We start from the raw sequence: 17259 nt of genomic DNA on the forward strand, positions 1-17259 counted from the left end.
GGGCATGAGTGACGTGTTGGACAGCGCGGCCGGCGATCTGCTGCAGGCCGCGCAGCAGTGCCTGGCCGAGCCGGATCCGTTGCGCAAGGTCGCGTTGACCCAGCACTACGCCGTGCAGTTCCGCGCCGGTCGCCTGAAGGCACCGGCCGATGCGCCGCCACCGGAGCCGATCCGGATGCCGGGCCGCCCGGCCAGGCCGACACTCGTCCACCCGCGCGATCTGCCGCGTCGTGGCCTGGGCAGCGTGGAAGGGCGTGCCGCGTTCGTGCACGCCATCGCGCATATCGAACTCAACGCGATCGACCTGGCCTGGGATGCGGTGTACCGCTTCCGCGGCCTGCCGACCTCGTTCCATGCCGACTGGGTGAGCGTGGCCGATGACGAATCGCGCCACTTCATGCTGCTGCACGATCGGCTGCAGGCCAACGGCTATGCCTACGGCGATTTCGACGCGCACAACGGCCTGTGGGAAATGTGCGAGAAGACCGCGCACGACGGGCTGGCGCGCATGGCGCTGGTGCCGCGCGTGCTCGAAGCGCGCGGGCTGGATGTCACCCCGGGGATGATCGTGAAACTGCGCGCCGGCGGCGACCATGCCACCGCCGATGTGCTGGAGATCATCCTGCGCGAAGAGGTGGCGCATGTGGCCGCCGGCTCGCGCTGGTATCGGTGGTACTGCACGCGTGAAAACGTCGAGCCGCGACCGCGGTTCATGGCGCTGCTGAAAGAGTACGCCGGCGGCTACCTCTATGGCCCGTTCAACCTGGAAGCGCGCCTGTTGGCCGGATTCGACGAAGAAGAACTGGCCGAGCTGATCGAACAGACCGAACTGCGCGGTCAGGTGTTGGCCAGCACCACGCGCTGACCGCTTTCGGTTGGCCGGTTGACGTAGAACAGGCCCGGCCCCGGCCGATACGGCAACTCCCGCGTGCCTTCATCGGCTGCATAGAGCAGGGCGGTATCGCCGAGCGCATCGAAGTTCCAGTGCGCGGACTGCATCAGGTAGTGCTGGCGCAGCGTGCGCTCCTGCGCGACATCCAGCGGTTGGCCGGCCAACAGCCGTTCCGCGATGGGCTGCAGCTGTGCAGGCAGTGCGAGCGCGGGCAGCGTGTCCGGCGAGGTCGTCCACGCGACACCTGCCGCAGCCGCCCGCTGGTGCAGCAGCCGCAAGGCGATGAACTGGTAGCGCGCATCGATTTCGCGGCGCAGCACCACCGCCGCGTACGCACGCAGGGTGAATTGCGGCAGGACGCTGCGGCTGCCGGCGACACGCTGCTGCTGCCAGTGGTGCCAGACGTCCACCCAGATCGCGTCATCTCCCAGTCCCAGCGCGCGTTGCCAGCGCCGACAGGTGGCCTGTGCGTCGCGGTACACCGTACTGGTGCGCAGCAGCGCCAGTGGTGGGACCTCGCCTGCCGCCAGTCCGGTGCCACGCAGCAACTGCCCCTGCGGGCGGCTCAGCAGCTTGGGTCCTTCGATGCGCTGGTCGTAGCCACCGCCGATGTTGGCATGCACGCCGGGCAGGACGATCTCCTCGTGCTCGGGTGCCACACTGGTCAGCGCGAAATGCTCGCGATGCTCATCGCGCGCGACCAGCTGCACCACCTTGTCCGCGCAGCCCGCCGGTAGCGCGACCACCGGCATTTCATCGCGATGCTGGCGGCCGATCGCCACCACGGTATCGAGCAGACCGACGAAGCGCACCCGCCGCGTCGGGCCCGGAAAACCCGGCGCCAGTGACCAGCCGCATCGCAGCAGTTGTTCGGCCAGCCAGGCGGCTGCCTCCGGTGCATTGAGAAAGGCCACCGCATCGCGCGCGCTGGCCGCGCCACGCGAGTAACCAAACAGGTCCACGTGCACACTGCCCACTGCGCGCCCGGGCTGCGCGTGGGCCAGCTGGCGCAGCGCGTCCGGCAACCGTTGCTCCAGCGCGCGGCGTCGCTTGGCGCGCACACCGGTTCGGCCGATCCCGAACGCCAGCCCCATCAGGTCGTCTTCTTCGCCAGTGCGTGTGCCCACGCCCTCGATGTAGATCGCCAGCGCCAGCGTATCGTCGGCCGGCGGCGTCTGGCGGTGATCCGGGTACAGCGCATGCAGCCGCGCGATGTTGGTCAGGCCGTTGCTGTAGCTGCTGGTCAGCCGGCTCTGGTACGGCGATGCATCGTCGGCCACCACGGCCGGCGCCCGCGGCACCGGGGTGGTGGCGCCTGGCGGGCGTGACGCACGCTGCAGGTTGTCGGCATTGTTGCGGGTGCCATCGAAGAACAGGCCGATGTGCAGTGACACCGTCGCCCCCGTTGTCGATTGGGTAGCTGCCACCGCCATGTCGTCCCTGTTTCCCCGAGGATGCCAGCCTAAGGTAGCGCGGAATCCGTTCGCCGCAAGCGCTTGCGGAAGCCGCCGTGACGTCGCTGAACCAAGGCGCAGTCGATCACAGTTCTGAAATCCCATCTGTAATTTCTATTGAATTCACAGGGGCAGGGCGCGCCAGATGGGCGTGCCGGCCCAAGGGCCGACGGCAACCCCGACTCCACTCCGTTTTTCACTCAAAGAGGGCGACATGATGTCCAGTTCGATGAGCAAGGCCGCAGGTGTGATTGCGTTGTGTCTGCTGGGGGCCGGTGGCGCTGCCGCCGCCCCGCTGTTCGAGCCGGTGACGGTGCTCAGCCGGGCCGGTACCGCAAACCAGCCGGCCTTGCAGGCGCTGATGGGTTCGCCCTCGACCAGCGCAGTGCAGGAGGTGCGGGTGGACGCAGCGGCGGTCTCGCCGGTGCAGAAACAACTGGAATTCGAGCTGTTGGGGCAGCCGGTGCAGGCCCTGCAGAGCAAGGTCGAGACGCTCGCCGATGGCGGCAGCATCTGGTACGGCCAGATCGGGACGCGTGCTGGCGCGCGCCTGATCAAAGCCGGCGCGCCGGATCCGATGAACTCGGTGATCCTGGTGCGTTCGGGCGACACGATCACCGGCTCGATCCGCAAGGAGGGTCAGCTGTACCGGCTGCGCCCGGTCAGCGACGGGCGGCATGTGCTGGTGGAAGTGGATGAGGCGCGCATGCCGGCCGACCATCCCGCCGATTACAACAGCCTGCCCACCATCGCCATGCCGCCCAGTGACCGCGCCGGCATCGCCGCAGCGTCCTCGGGCACGCCGGCCACCATCCGCGTGCTGGTGGTGGCCACCAACGGCGCAGTGGCGGCCTACGGCGGCAACATGCAGTCGCTGGTGCAGCTGGCGGTGGCCGAGTCCAACCAGGGCTACAGCAACAGCAATGTCGGCATCACCCTGCAGCTGGCCGGGTACGAGACCACCAGCTATGCCGAGTCCAGCAGCTTCTCCACCGATCTGGCGCGCTTCCGCAGCACCAGCGATGGGGTGATGGACAGCATCCATACCAGCCGCAACAGCACTCGCGCCGATGTCGCGGTGCTGGTGATCAACAACGCCAGCTCGTGTGGGCTGGCCTCGGGCATCGGCTCCACGGCGGCCACCGCGTTCGCGGCGGTGCATTGGGACTGTGCGACCGGGTACTACTCCTTCGCGCATGAGATCGGCCACCTGCAGAGCGCACGGCATGACATCGCCACCGATTCGAGCACCTCACCGTATGCCTATGGCCACGGCTATCGCTACGAGCCGGCCAGCGGCACCGGCTGGCGCACGATCATGGCCTACAACTGCACCCGCAGCTGCCCGCGCTTGAACTACTGGTCCAACCCGAACATCAGCTACAACGGGATTCCGACGGGCATCGCCAGCAGCGCCGACAACCAGCGTGTACTGGTCAACACCAAGGCGGCCGTGGCCGCGTTCCGCTGACCGATGTTTCCCGCGGCGGCCGCTGCGCCGCCGCGGGGTAGGTTCAGTTCGCCAGGGCGTCCAGCGTCCAGCCTTCGGGGGTGACGCGCAGTACCGAACCATGCTCGTACCAGTCGCCCAGCACGATGCGGGTGCAGTCGCGCCCGCCGGCCTGCAGCGTGTGGATGGCCGGGCGGTGGGTGTGGCCGTGGATCATCGTGTCCACCCCATAGCGGGCGAACGTGCTGTCCACCTCGGCCGGCGCCACGTCGGTGACGGTTTCGAACTGGGCACGGTCGCCCTGCTTCATTTCCGACTGGCGCGCCTGACTGGCATCGCGCGCCTTCTGCGCGAAGGCGATGCGCGCGGCCAGCGGCTGCGACAGGAACTGCGCCTGGAACACCGGGTCGCGGGTCTGCGTGCGGAACTGCTGGTAGGCGATATCGTCGGTGCACAACAGATCGCCATGCTGCAGCAGCACCGGGCGACCATACAGATCGATGACACTCGGGTCGGGCAGGATCGTGAACCCCGCGCGGCGCGCGTAGTCCTCGCCGACCAGGAAGTCGCGGTTGCCGCGGATGAAGTAGACCGGTACCCCGGCATCGGCGACGGCATGCAGCGCGACCGCGACTGCATCGGCGGCCGGGGAGGGCGTGTCATCGCCGATCCAGGCTTCGAACAGGTCGCCCAGGATGTACAGGGCCTCGGCCTGCATCGCTTCGTCGCGCAGGAAGGCCAGGAACAGGTCGGTGATGGCTGGACGACTCGGGTCCAGGTGCAGATCGGAGATGAACAGCGTGGTCATGGGCGCATTGTAAAACGGGATCACGGTGCCAGACAGCGCCACAGGGTGAAGCGCGCCCCTTGCGACAACGGCGCGCGGTCACAGCCGTTACAACGGCAGCCATTGCAGGCTGGCCGCCGCCAGCAGTGCGGCAATGCCCGTGGCAGCCAGCACGTCGCTGGGGTAATGCAGCCCCAGCACCACCCGCGACAGCCCGATCAGCACGGTGAAGGGCACCAGCAACGGGGCCAGCCACGGGTAGTAGGCCAGCGCCACGATCGTGAAGGAGACCGCGTGCAGCGTGTGCCCGGACGGGAAGCTGAACTCGTCCAGCGGCGCCACCCAGGCGCGGATGCGCAGGTCGGCGGCGAACGGCCGCGGGCGGCGCGTCCAGCGTTTGAGGCCCTTGTACAGCAGCAGTGCCATCAAGCCGGTGGCGGCCATGTGCAACGAAGCATGCAGGCCGTCGAAGCCGTCCAGCAGCACCAGTGCGGCCATCAGCGCGTACCAGGCCGCGCCGTCGCCAAGACGACTGATGACGGCAAAGGCGTGCCGCACCCGGCGGCGCCGGCAATAGTGGTTGGCGCGTCGGCACCAGCGCGTTTCGCGCCCGCGCAGGGCATCAAGCAGCATGGTCGGCATGTGGCCTCCGGGCCTGGGCCAGTTCGGCGAGCAGGGCATCGAACTCGGCCACCACGTGCTGGGGATGCAGCCGCTTCATCGCGGTGGCGGCATTGCGGCCGAGCCGGTGGCGCAGGGCGTCATCGCCGGCCAACTGCACGGCGGCGGTTACAAAGTCGTTGTCGTCATTCACGGCGATGCCGTTGTCATCGGTGCGCAGGTATTCGCGGGCGGCGCCGTAATCGAAGGCAACGGTCGCCAGGCCGCTGGCCATCGCTTCAAGGGTCACGTTGCCGAAGGTCTCGCTGCGGCTCGGGAACAGGAACAGATCGCCGCTGGCAAAGTGTCGCGCCAGCGCATCGCCGCGCTGCACGCCGCAGAAGATGAAGTCCGGGTTGTCGTGGGCCAGTTTGGCGCGTGATGGGCCATCGCCCACGAACACGAAACGCGCCTTCGGCCGTACCTGTTGCAGGCGGCGGAACGCTTTGACCGCCAGCCCGAGGTTCTTCTCCGGGGCGATGCGGCCGACGTAGATCGCGGCGAAGCCATTGCCATCGATGCCCCACTCCTCGCGCAGCGCCGGGTCACGGCGCTCGGGCTCGAACTGACTGCTGTCCACGGCGCGCGCCAGCAGGCGCACACGATCAAAGCCCTGCTCGCCGAGGAACTGCTGCAGCTCCTGGGTCGGCACCAGCGTGGCATCGGCCTGGTTGTGGAAGCGGCGCATCCAGCGCAGCGCGGCGGCCTGCAGCCAGGCCACGCCGTAGTCGGGCAGGTACTCGTCGAAACGGGTATGGAAGCCGGTGGCGACCGGGATCCCCATCCGGCGTGCGGTGCGCAGCGCCGACCAGCCGAGCGGACCCTCGGTGGCGATGTAGATCGCATCCGGTCGTTGATGCTGCCACTGGCGCGTCAATCGCGTGGGCGCCGGCAGGCCGAAGCGCAGGCCGGGATAGCGCGGCAGGGTGGCACCGGTGACCAGCACCGTGCTGTCTACCGCCTCGATGTCGGAGGGTTGCCGGGGCCGCACCAGATCGACCTGATGGCCGGCGGCACGCAACCCCAGTTCCAGGCCCTGCACGGTCAAGGCAACGCCATTGACTTCAGGGGGGTAGGTTTCGGTGACGATGGCATAGCGCATGGCGGGCCTCCGGTATGCCACGCATGCTGGGGCCGGGCGATGTAGCCGACATGACCGCCGTATGACGTTGGGATGACGCGCGCACCAGCAGTAAAAAGCCACGGCCCCGAAGGGCCGTGGCGAACAAGCGTTGTTACCCGGCGGCGATCAGAAGCGCTGCTGATATTTCATGTACATGAAACGCCCGATGTCGTAGCCACCGTAGTAGGAGAAGTTGGAGTTCGGCTGGCTGTACATGATCGGGCCGTACTTCTCGAACACGTTGTTGGCACCGACGGAGACGGTGGCATCCCAGGGCAGGTTGTAGCGGAACTGGACGTCGTGGAAGGTCACCGAGCCACGCTGGTTGTAGTCACGCGAGCCGGCGTACCACGGTGCCTGCACGCCCGGGTCGGAGCATTCGTCCGGGCGGGTCTTCGCATTGAGGCAGCGTTCCTTGACGCCGGAGTAATAGCGCGCGGTCCAGCTCACCCCGAAGTCGCCCACGTCCCAGCCCAGGGTCAGGTTGGAGCGCACCCGGAATCCGCTGCCGATGCCGTTTCTCGGTTCGGGGGCCACGTCAGCGTCGTTGGTGGTGCGCTCCAGGTAGGAGCTGACATAGGTGGTCGACCACCCGGTGGTCAACTTGCCGTAGTCCGTATCCAGATGGTGGCTCAGCTCCAGATCGTAGCCTTCCGTCTCCAGGAAGCCCGAGTTGCGCTTGCCGTACTTCAACGTGTCGACGATGCCGGTGACGGGGTCGCGGGTGAAGCCGGTGCAGCGAGACGCGATGCCCTGCTCATAGCAATCGCGCAGCATGTCGTTGGGGTGGTCACTGACGATGGTGTTGTCGATGCGGATCTTCCACCAGTCCAGTGCCACGTTGAGGTTGGGCACGAAGGTCGGGCTCCAGACCAGGCCCAGCGTACGGCTGGTCGAGGTCTCCGGCTGCAGGTCCGGGTTGGAGCCGTTGGTGAACGGCACCGGTGTTTGAGCGCTGCTGGAGGTGATCGGCACGCCACCCTGGCGCAGCTGGCGGTAGGTGTCGGCGTTGGCGATGGCGGCAGCGCACCTTGCGCGGACCTCGGCACTGCTGGCCGAGGCGCCGTACACGGTATCGCAGGGATCGCGGTAGTTGGTGGTGAAGGTTTCCGAACCACCGCCATACAGATCGGAAATGGTCGGTGCGCGGAAGCCCTGCGCCCAGGTACCACGCACCAGCAGCTGATCGATCGGCTTCCACTTGAAGCCGAACTTGCTGTTGAGGGTGGTGCCGAAGGTGTTGTAGTCCGAGTGACGGGTGGCGGCGCTCAGGCTCAGCTCACGCGCACCGGGCAGGTCGGCCAGGATCGGCACGCTGAGCTCGAGGTAGGCCTCGTTCACTTTGTAGCCGCCGCCGGTCGGGCCGGCGGCCAGATTGGTGGTGGCGCCGCTCTGGGCCAGCGGATCGGGAATGAATTCACCGGCCTCCTTGCGGGTTTCCACGCCGAAGGCGAAGCCCAGATCGCCGGCTGGCAGCGTCATGACCGTACCGGCGATGCTGGCGAAGGCGTTGCGGGTGGTGGTCTTGCCGCGGGAGACTTCCGGCGGGAACAGATAGTCGATCAGCGCCTGATTGCCGGTCAGACCATTGGGGTCGTTTGAGCCGTACGGCACCAGCGGATTCCACGGCATGCAGCCGGCAATCGGCGCGCCAGGAACGCCGCATTCCACCTTGCCCGTGGCGTCGTTGTAGTAGGACGGGCCGACCGCGTTCTTGACGCGCTCCTTGTTGAGGTTGCCCGTGGCGTGCTGCAGCAGTTCGCTGCGGTTGTATTGATAGCCCACTTCCCAATCGAAGTAGCGCTCGCCCACCTCGACGCTGCCTTCCAGCGCGGCCACGGCGCGCCAGGTGGTGAGGTCGCTGGTGCTCACCCGCGGCACTTCCCAGGTGCGGCGGTTCCACGCGATGTCGGTGGGCGTTTCATACCCGTGATGATTGCCGAAGGGATTGAACCAGCTGTCGGCCGACATCGGTCCGATGCCTTCGGTAGAGGACTGCAGGGGATAGCCGGCGATCTGCCGGGTCGAGGAACGTTTGTTGTAGCCCAACTGGGTGGTCAGGCGGATGTCATCGGTCAGGTCCAGGCGGCCATCCAGGAACAGCGAATCCCGCTTGAGCGGCGAGATCAGGTGCATCTGTTCCTGCGCGTTGCTGAGGTCGCCGGTAAACGGGGTCAGATCGCTGAGGTGATAGTTCGCCGGGTTGGTCGGATCGGTGCCCCGGTCCAGCGAATAGTTGCACCCCGCTGCGGCCGTGCAGCCCGGCCCCTTCAGGCCGTTGATCTGGCCCCATTGGCTGATCTGGGTCCAGCTGTCGCCCGGGTGGCGGGTGGTATTCGGGAACTGGCTGAACCAGCGATCACGTGCCCACACGCCCTTCTCTTCAGTGTGCTCGGCCGAGAAAGTCAGCGAGGCGCGGTCGTTGGACCAGCCGGCGATCACATCGACGCTGTTGCGCGCCCCATCGCCCTGGCTGTACTGGCCGTAATAGACGTTGGCGGTGACGCCGTCGACGTTGCTGCGGGTGATGATGTTGATCACGCCGGCCATGGCATCGGAGCCGTAGATCGCCGAGGCACCGTCCTTCAGTACTTCCATGCGTTCGATCGCCGAGACCGGCACGCTGGAGATGTCCTGGTAGCCGCTGGTGGCGATGCCCAGGCGCTTGCCGTTGATCAGCACCAGGGTGCGCTGCGCGCCCAGGTTGCGCATGTCGATATAGGTGCCGCCAGCGGTCTCGCCGGCACTGAGCACGTTGGATCGGCTCAATGCCGGGCTGCCGACGGCCGTCAGGTTCTGCAGGATGTCAGCGACCGAGCTGAAGCCCTGGCGCTCGATGTCGGCGCGGCTGATCGCCAGCACCGGCTGGGCGGATTCGACATCGACCTGGCGGATGCGCGATCCGGTGATCTCGATGCGGTCCAGAGTGGTCGGGGTAGCGTCCTGGGCGAGGACAGTGGTGGAAGCCAGGCCAGCGGTGCCGGCCACCAGGGCAAGGCGGATCGCCTGCCCCAACGGGGTGGTGGATGAAGACATGATCGACTCTCTCTCTTATCGGAACGACGTCCAAGAGGTCGGCGGACCCAAGTGCCGCCTTCCTCAAAATCCAGCCGTGTGAAGGCCGGTATCCCGAGAGTAGATCGATTGGTTAAGTTTCCATGAGGGAGATGTGAGGCTGTTCTCACAAATAATTCACGGGTGCGCCGTTCTGCGAATTCAGCCGAGAAATTGCTGCAGAGGCACGCTACGAAACAGGCAAAAAGCGTCAGGCGACGAAGGGTCGGAACTGCACCCCCAGCCCCGCCATGCCCTCGGTTTCGCCGATGAGATCGGCGCGCAGCAGCGGACGCGCATCGATGTACGCCTGCGGAAGGATCAGCGAGAGACGTCCATCATCCGCGGTCAGTTCCAGTGCCGGCATCGGCGTGTCTTCATGCGCGCGGTTGAGCAGGACCGCCAGCCGAAGCAACGCGGTCATGCGCCGTGCCGGCTGCAGCAGACGCTCGGGCAGCGCCTCGAAGGCGGACTTGGAGATGTTGCGGCGATGGCTGCGTACCAGCGCGGCGAGCAGCTGCTGTTCCTGCCGCGAGAAACCGGCGATGTCCGAGTTCTCCAGCACGTAGCTGCCATGCACGTGGTAGCCGCTGTGCGCGATCATCAGGCCGAGCTCGTGCAGGCGTGCGGACCAGCCGAGCATGCGGGCATCGTCCGGGTCCAGCTGCCAGCTTTCTTCCACCTGGGCGAGCAGGTACATCGCGGTATTTTCCACGCGATCGGCCTGCACGGTGTCGATGCCGTAGCGCTGGGTCAGTGCCGCGACCGACTCGTCGCGCAGGTCGTTCTCGCTGGCGCGGCCGAGGATGTCGTACAGGATGCCTTCGCGCATCGCCGCCTTGCTGACCAGCAGCTTCTGCAGCCCCAGCGCCTGGAAGGCGGCTTCGAGCACCAGGATGCCACCGGCGATGATCGGGCGGCGATCGGCCGACAGGCCCGGCAGGTCGATGTCCTCGATGCGCTTGGCCTTGAGCAGTTCATCGCGCAGCTGCGGCAGGGCCTCGGCTGTGATCGCGCCCTTGCTCAGCTTCATCGTGGCGCAGATTTCGCTGATCGCCTTGTGCGTGCCCGACGAGCCCAGTGCTTCGTGCCAGCCCAACGCGCGGTACTTGTTGGCGAACTGCTGGAACTCCGCGCCGATCTCGGTCAGGGCGTCCTTCCAGCGCTTCTTGCTGAGCTTGCCGCCGGGGAAGAAACGCCGCGTACTGGCGATGCAGCCGGCCTGCAGGCTTTCGCGTTCCAGCGTCTGCATGCCCTGGCCGATGATGAATTCCGTCGAGCCGCCGCCGATGTCGATTACCAGCCGGCGCTGGTCCGCCTTGGGCGGTTGCGCATGGGCCACGCCCAAGTAGATCAGGCGCGCCTCTTCGCGGCCGCTGACCACTTCGATCGCATGGCCGAGCGCGGTTTCGGCCGGCATCAGGAAGGCCTGCGGCGAACGCAGCTGGCGGACGGTGTTGGTGGCCAGTGCACGCACCCGCACCGAGGGGATCGCCCGGATGCGCTGGCCGAACCGGGCCAGGCATTCCAGCGCGCGCTGTCGGGCTTCGGCGGACAGGCCGCCTTTGCCATCCAGGCCATCGGCCATGCGCACGGTCTCGCGCAGGCGGTCGACCACCCGCAACTGCCCGAGCGTGTATCGCGCGATGACCATGTGGAAGCTGTTCGATCCGAGGTCGATGGCGGCGAGCAGGTCGCCATCCTGCAAAGCGGGCGGAGTCGTGGAGGTATGCGGCATGGGCGAATGTTAGCCGAAGGCAGGCCCCCCGCGTCACCGCACCGCCTTCACAGGGCATGCGACGCGGGGTCGCAGGCTACAGACCCTGCAGCAGCGCCATCTGCGCCGCGTGCGGCGGCTCGTCGTGCCCCGGCGTGCACTTGATGTAGCTGCCGTCGGCCTGCAGTTCCCAGGCGTTGAGGTTGTCGTCCAGGTAGTTCTGCAGCACGTCGCGGTAGACCTTGCGCGCCAGTTCCGGGTCCAGGATCGGGAAACAGGTCTCGACCCGGCGCAGCAGGTTGCGCTCCAGCCAGTCCGCGCTGGCGCAGAACAGTTCCGAGGCCCCATCGTTGCCGAACCAGTAGACCCGGCTGTGTTCCAAGAAGCGGCCGACGATCGAGCGCACCCGGATGGTGTCCGAGACACCGGGTACGCCGGGGCGCAGCGTGCAGGCGCCGCGCACGATCAGGTCGATCTGCACGCCCGCCTGCGACGCCGCGTACAGGGCCCGGATCATCTGCGGTTCGTTGAGGGCATTCATCTTGGCGATGATCCGCCCGGGACGACCACTGGCGGCCAGGCGCGTTTCGCGCTCGATCCGCTGCAGCAGACCCGGATGCAGGGTGAAGGGCGACTGCAGCAGGCGCTTGAGCTTCATCCGCGGGGCCAGCCCGGACAGCTGCTGGAACAACAGGTGCACATCGTTGCCGATGTCCGGATCGGCGGTGATCAGGCTCAGGTCGGTGTACGCCCGCGCGGTGCCGCTGTGATAGTTGCCGGTGCCCAGGTGCACGTAGCGGCGCAGCTTGCGGCCTTCGCGGCGCACGATCAGCAGCATCTTGGCGTGGGTCTTGAAACCGACCACACCGTAGACGACCTGCACGCCGGCTTCCTGCAGGCGGTCGGCCAGGCCGAGGTTGGCTTCTTCATCGAAGCGCGCACGCAGCTCGACCACGACGGTCACGTCCTTGCCGTTGCGAGCGGCCTGGATCAGCGCATCGACGATCAGCGAATCCTTGCCGGTGCGGTACAGGGTCTGCTTGATCGCCAGTACGTTCGGGTCGACCGCCGCCTGCTTGATCACATCCAGCACGGCGGTGAACGCATCGAAAGGATGGTGCAGCAGCACGTCCCGCCGCGCGACGATCTCGAAGATGCCGTCGCTGTCGCGCAGCACGCGCGGGCTCAGCGAGGGGTACTTCAGGTCCGGCCGCTGGATCACGTCGTACAGCTGGACCACGCGGTTGAGATTGACCGGGCCGTCGATGCGGTAGACCGCGTTCTCGGTCAGCCCGAAGTTCTGCAGCAGGGTACGCACGATGTCGCGCGGGCAGTCCTGGGCGATCTCCAACCGCACGGCCGGGCGGTAGCCACGGTCGACCAGCTCGTCGCGCAGCGCCAGGGCCAGGTTCTCGACTTCTTCCTCGTCCACCACCAGTTCGGAATTGCGGGTCACGCGGAACTGATACGCGCCCTGGACTTCCATGCCCGGGAACATCTCATCGACGAACGTGGACAGCACCGAGGACAGGAACACGAAGGTCTGCGGGCCGCCCAGTTTTTCCGGCAGCTGGATGATGCGCGGCAGCGAGCGCGGCGCGCGCACGATCGCCAGATGGCCGGCACGGCCGAACGCATCGGTGCCTTTGAGCACCACCACGATGTTCAGCGATTTGTTGAGGATCTTCGGGAACGGGTGCGACGGATCCAGGCCGAGCGGGGACAGCACCGGCATGATCTCGTTGCGGAAATAGGCCCGCAGCCAGCGCTTCTGGCGATGGTTCCAGGAGTGCCGGCCAAGCACATCGATGCCGGCCTCATGCAGTGCCGGGCGCAGGGTCTCGTTCCAGCAGCGGTACTGCTGGTCCACCAGTTGCGCGGCACGGTCGTGGATGGCGTTGAGGATCGCCTGTGGGGTCATGCCGTCCGGCGCGGGCGGCAGGCCGAATTCCTGCGCATGGCGCACTGCGGCGGCGCGGATCTCGAAGAATTCATCCAGGTTGGTGCAGGAGATGCACATGAAGCGCAGACGCTCCAGCAGCGGTACCTGCGGGTCCATCGCCTGGGCCAGCACGCGGAAGTTGAAATCCAGCTGCGACAGCTCGCGGTTGATGTACAGCGCCGGATCGCGCAGCGGATCGCCGTCCACAGGCACGGCGGCGGGAACAGGAGTGCTCATGCGGAAAAGTCTTCAGAAGAAGGAAGGGAGACGACCTCGTTGCGCGCACGCACCTGGTCGGCATCGAAATGGCACGAGAACGTGCTGCCTTTGCCGACCTCGCTCTGGATCTCCAGGCGGGCATGGTGCAGGCCGAGAATATGCTTGACGATCGACAGCCCCAGCCCGGTACCGCCGCTCTCGCGCGAGCGGCTGCTGGAGACGCGGTAGAAGCGTTCGGTCAGGCGCGGCAGATGGTTGGCCGGAATGCCATAGCCGGTGTCGCGCACCGACAGCACCACGCCATCGCCTTCGCGCGCGAACTGCACTTCCACGCGGCCACCGGCCGGGGTGTAGCGCACCGCGTTGGTAACCAGGTTGGAGAACGCACTGTGCAGTTCCTTGTTGGAGCCCTGCAGATCCACGCCGGCGGTATCGATGATGCTGATCTGGTGACGGCCCTGGCTGTGCGCTTCGGCCTCGCGGCGCAGTGTGGCCAGCATCGGCGTCATCGCCACGGCTTCGGCTTCGGTGTGTTCCTGCGATTCCAGCCGCGACAGGGTGAGCAGGTCTTCGACCAGCTGCGCCATGCGCTGGGATTGCTTGCGCATTTCCTCCAGCATCGGGCCGGTGCCGGGGAAGTCCTCCGGATCCATCATGTCCAGATAGCCGTGTACCACGGTCAGCGGCGTGCGCAGTTCATGCGAGACGTTGGCAACGAAGTCACGGCGTACCTGTTCCAGCCGCAGCAGCTTGCTGACATCGCGTGCGATCAGCAGCCAGTAGTCCGGTGAGTAGGGAATCAGGCGCAGGTTGAGGCGGATCGCCGGGTCGACCGGGGAGGGCACATCCAGGATCGGTTCGGCATTGCGGCCACCGGCCAGCCAGTGCGCCAGCGGCATCGGCTGCAGGCGTTCAACCAGCGCTTCGCCCAGATCGCCGGGGTGGTGCAGGCCGAGCAGCGAGGTCGCCGCTTCGTTGAACCACTGCACGCGCTGGCTGTTGCGGTCGACCACGACCACGGCATCGGGCAGGGCGGCGGCCGCGGCGCGATAACTGCGCAGCATGTCCAGCAGGCGCCGCTTGCGCGTGCGCATTTCCCACTGGTTGCGGTAGAGCAGGCGGTCCAGCTCGTTCCATACACCGGTGCCGTCACCCATGTCCCAGCGATGTCGTGCAGTGAGGCCACGCAGCACCCGGCGCAGCCGCCAGTAATGCCAGGTCAGTGCGCCGATGGAGGCCAGTGCGATGCACATCCAGACATGGCCGACCGCCAGGCCCAGCAAGCCGGCCGCGAGCAGCAGGGCGGCGAGGGTGGCCAGCGTTTTCAACCAGGCAGAACGGATGTGGCGGGGCATTGCGGTCTCGCAGAAAGTGCGGGCCTCGGAATCGATCCAAGGTTATAGCAGGAGTGGCCGGAACCGGGCATGCGCGCCCGGGACCGGCCCGACGAGACTCAGGTCGAGGTCGAGAACCGGTAACCGGCGCCGCGCACGGTCTGCACCATGTTCTCCGCAGCGAACGGCTCCAGCGTCTTGCGCAGGCGGCGGATGTGCACATCGATGGTGCGCTCCTCCACGTACACGCTGCCGCCCCACACGTGATCCAGCAGCTGGGCACGGGTATAGACGCGTTCGGGGTGGGTCATGAAGAAGTGCAGCAGGCGGTATTCGGTCGGACCGATCGGCACCGGCTGGTCGCCGGCGAAGACGCGGTGCGCGGCGCCATCGATGCGGATCGTACCGACCGCGACGCTGCCATCTTCGTCATCGTCGCGGGCGCGGCGCATGACCGCACGGATGCGGGCCAGCAGTTCGCGTGCCGAGAACGGCTTGACCACGTAGTCGTCCACACCGGCTTCCAGGCCACCGACGCGATCGTTTTCCTCGCCACGTGCGGTCAGCATGATGATCGGCACCTCGCGGGTGAGGGCTTCTTTGCGCCAGCGCCGGGCCAGGTCCAGGCCGCTGGTGCCCGGGAGCATCCAGTCCAGCAGGATCAGGTCCGGGACGCGATCGGCGATGGCGGTCTGTGCCTCGCGGGCGTCGCCAGCATGGATCGGGTCGTAGTCGCCCTTGCGCAGGGCAAAGGCGACCATTTCGCGGATCGCGGGTTCGTCATCGACGATCAGGATGCGTTTCTGCACGTGCCCACCGTATTGCTCATCAGATCGGGATTGAGCTCAGTAGACTACGGTTTCATGACAGGTTTGTGACGAGGCGGCCGTTCCCGTCGGTCACCGCCATCTGGCGGTCATGAGCGGGTTGGCGCAGACCGCCTCAGCGGCGGTCCAGGTCCGGGTCGTCGATCCCCTGCCGGCGCATTTCCAGCACGGTCGGGGTAATGCTCTCGATCCGGGCATCGACCCGGGCCCGGACCACGTAATCCAGGCTTGGCTGCCGCTTCAGCGCCTGCAGCTGGATCAAGGCCTGCTCGGGGCGGCCGCTCAGGAAGGCGGCCTCGGCGTAGGCCTCGCTGGCCCGGGTGGTATCGCCGGCCAGTTCGCTGGCACGGGCGAAGCGCTGCTGGAAGACCGGATCATTGCCGCTTTGCGACAGCATCGGGCGCAGCATCGCCTGCGCGCGCTGGCCGGCCTCGCGCCCGCCCTGCTCGTTGAGGATCGAGGCGTAGGTCAGCGCGACCGGGCGGCTGCCGGGATGCTGGCGCATCAGGCTCTCGAAGCGCGCATTGGCCTGCGCCTGCTGGCCCGAGCGCGACTCCGCCTCGCCCAGTGCCAGGGCCACCCAGACATTGTCCGGATGATCGCGCAGCAACTCGGTGAGGTCGCGGGTGGCCTGTGCCGCCGCACTGTTGCGCAGCCGGCCCAGCGCGAGCCCATACCGTTGCGGCTCGGTCAGCCCGTTCTTCTGCGCGCGCTGCAGGCTTTCGTACTCGCTGATCACATCGGCGGGGGTATCGGCGCTGAGCACGCGCAGGCGCTCGCGCGCCCACTCGAACTGGCCCGTGCTGCCGCGGCTGAGTGAATTGACCGAAATCTGCATCGAGGCCGGCAGCAAGGGGTTGCTCCGCCGCACCAGCGGATCGGACAACGCCGGGTCGGCCGGGTTCACCCGCTCCTGGCGCACCCCGCCCGGCACCTCGGTGGTGAGCAGCACCGTGTCCTTCTTCATCTGCTCGGCGCGGGCCTTTGCCTCGCTGATACGGGTGGTGGTGACCGGGTGGGTCTGCAGGAAATCCGGCACGCTGTAGCCGCCCTGATTGCCCCGCATCGAGGCCGACATGCGCTCGAAGAAACCGGCCATGGCATCCACGTCGTAACCGCTGCGGGCCAGGGTGCGGATGCCCAGGCGGTCGGCCTCGGACTCATTGGAACGGGTGTAATTGATCTGGCGCTGCTGCATCAGCCCCATGCCGGAGGTGATCGCGGCCATGGTGGCGTCACCGGAGGAGCTGCCCCCGGCCTGCTGCGCGGCCACGACCGCGGCCAGCATGCCCAGCAGGATCGGGATCTGGTCGCGCTGGGCGCGCTCCACCCCGCGCAGCACGTGCTGCTGGGTGACGTGGGCGATTTCGTGCGACAGCACCGCGGCCACTTCGTCCTCGCGTTCGGCAGTCAGCACCAGGCCCGCATTCACGCCGATGTAACCGCCCAGGGTGGCAAAGGCGTTGATCTGCCGGTCCTTGAGCATGAAGAACGTGTAGGACTGGCGCGGCTGGGCACTGTTGGAGCCCAGCCGGGCGCCCATGGTCTGCAACCAGTCGTCGACCAGCGGGTCGTCGAGCAGGAAGCCGTAGTTGCGCAGTTCGCGCAGCATCATCCCGCCATACTCGGCCTGCCGGGCCGGGGTCAGCAGCTCGCCGGCCGAGGATCCGATGTCCGGCAGCTTGCTTTCCTGGGCGCCGGCCAACGGCACCGCCAAGGCCAGGGTCAACGCGGCAGAGAGCAGCAAAGGGCGCAAACGGAGCTCCTGGGGGGATGACGGACGACAGCGTGACAGGGCCA

At 67.1% G+C, this 17259-nt stretch carries 12 protein-coding genes; 2 read left to right on the plus strand and 10 right to left on the minus strand.

All coding sequences use genetic code 11. The annotated features are described in order from the left end of the window. Window positions 1-4: 4 nt before the first annotated feature. The gene (locus EDF74_RS01310; protein WP_123728476.1) at window positions 5-865 is read left to right on the plus strand and encodes a ferritin-like domain-containing protein; all 861 of its coding nucleotides are present in this window, start codon (window positions 5-7) and stop codon (window positions 863-865) included. On the opposite strand, the gene EDF74_RS01315 is transcribed toward EDF74_RS01310, so the two are convergent. Next, on the minus strand, window positions 838-2325 hold the full coding sequence (locus tag EDF74_RS01315; RefSeq protein WP_123728477.1) for a T6SS phospholipase effector Tle1-like catalytic domain-containing protein: 1488 nt from the start codon (window positions 2323-2325) through the stop codon (window positions 838-840). The genes EDF74_RS01310 and EDF74_RS01315 overlap by 28 nt on opposite strands. A 235-nt stretch (window positions 2326-2560) precedes the next feature. Between EDF74_RS01315 and EDF74_RS01320 the strand changes: the two genes are divergently transcribed. After that, window positions 2561-3817 (plus strand): zinc-dependent metalloprotease, encoded by a 1257-nt coding sequence (locus EDF74_RS01320; protein ID WP_123728478.1) that lies wholly within the window; start codon window positions 2561-2563, stop codon window positions 3815-3817. Between the two features lie 43 nt (window positions 3818-3860). Here EDF74_RS01320 and lpxH read toward each other — a convergent pair whose 3' ends face one another. The 9 genes from lpxH to EDF74_RS01365 form a co-directional block, all read right to left on the minus strand. Beyond that, on the minus strand, window positions 3861-4604 hold the full coding sequence (gene lpxH, locus EDF74_RS01325; RefSeq protein WP_123728479.1) for a UDP-2,3-diacylglucosamine diphosphatase: 744 nt from the start codon (window positions 4602-4604) through the stop codon (window positions 3861-3863). Between the two features lie 87 nt (window positions 4605-4691). Beyond that, entirely contained in the window at window positions 4692-5225 is a 534-nt protein-coding gene (locus tag EDF74_RS01330; RefSeq protein ID WP_123728480.1) for a phosphatase PAP2 family protein, read from the minus strand. Further along, window positions 5206-6345 (minus strand): glycosyltransferase family 4 protein, encoded by a 1140-nt coding sequence (locus EDF74_RS01335; protein WP_123728481.1) that lies wholly within the window; start codon window positions 6343-6345, stop codon window positions 5206-5208. The genes EDF74_RS01330 and EDF74_RS01335 overlap by 20 nt, the downstream gene beginning before the upstream one ends. 147 nt (window positions 6346-6492) lie before the next feature. After that, the gene (locus EDF74_RS01340) at window positions 6493-9402 is read right to left on the minus strand and encodes a TonB-dependent receptor plug domain-containing protein (RefSeq protein ID WP_123728482.1); all 2910 of its coding nucleotides are present in this window, start codon (window positions 9400-9402) and stop codon (window positions 6493-6495) included. Window positions 9403-9631: 229 nt separating this feature from the next. Continuing rightward, a complete protein-coding gene (gene ppx / locus EDF74_RS01345; protein ID WP_123728483.1) occupies window positions 9632-11158 on the minus strand; it encodes an exopolyphosphatase in 1527 nt (508 codons plus the stop codon). 76 nt (window positions 11159-11234) lie between these two features. Then, window positions 11235-13316 carry a polyphosphate kinase 1 gene (gene ppk1, locus EDF74_RS01350; RefSeq protein WP_123728484.1) on the minus strand — a complete coding sequence of 694 codons (2082 nt, stop codon included), beginning with the start codon at window positions 13314-13316 and terminating at the stop codon, window positions 11235-11237. Next, complete coding sequence (gene phoR / locus EDF74_RS01355) at window positions 13313-14653, minus strand: phosphate regulon sensor histidine kinase PhoR (protein ID WP_123728485.1); 1341 nt, start codon at window positions 14651-14653, stop codon at window positions 13313-13315. The genes ppk1 and phoR overlap by 4 nt, the downstream gene beginning before the upstream one ends. 98 nt (window positions 14654-14751) lie before the next feature. Next, on the minus strand, window positions 14752-15441 hold the full coding sequence (gene phoB, locus EDF74_RS01360; RefSeq protein ID WP_123728486.1) for a phosphate regulon transcriptional regulator PhoB: 690 nt from the start codon (window positions 15439-15441) through the stop codon (window positions 14752-14754). Window positions 15442-15574: 133 nt separating this feature from the next. Next, complete coding sequence (locus EDF74_RS01365; protein WP_123728487.1) at window positions 15575-17215, minus strand: M48 family metalloprotease; 1641 nt, start codon at window positions 17213-17215, stop codon at window positions 15575-15577. Window positions 17216-17259 lie beyond the last annotated feature (44 nt).

This window comes from Stenotrophomonas rhizophila, assembly GCF_003751305.1.
Lineage (GTDB): Bacteria > Pseudomonadota > Gammaproteobacteria > Xanthomonadales > Xanthomonadaceae > Stenotrophomonas > Stenotrophomonas rhizophila_B.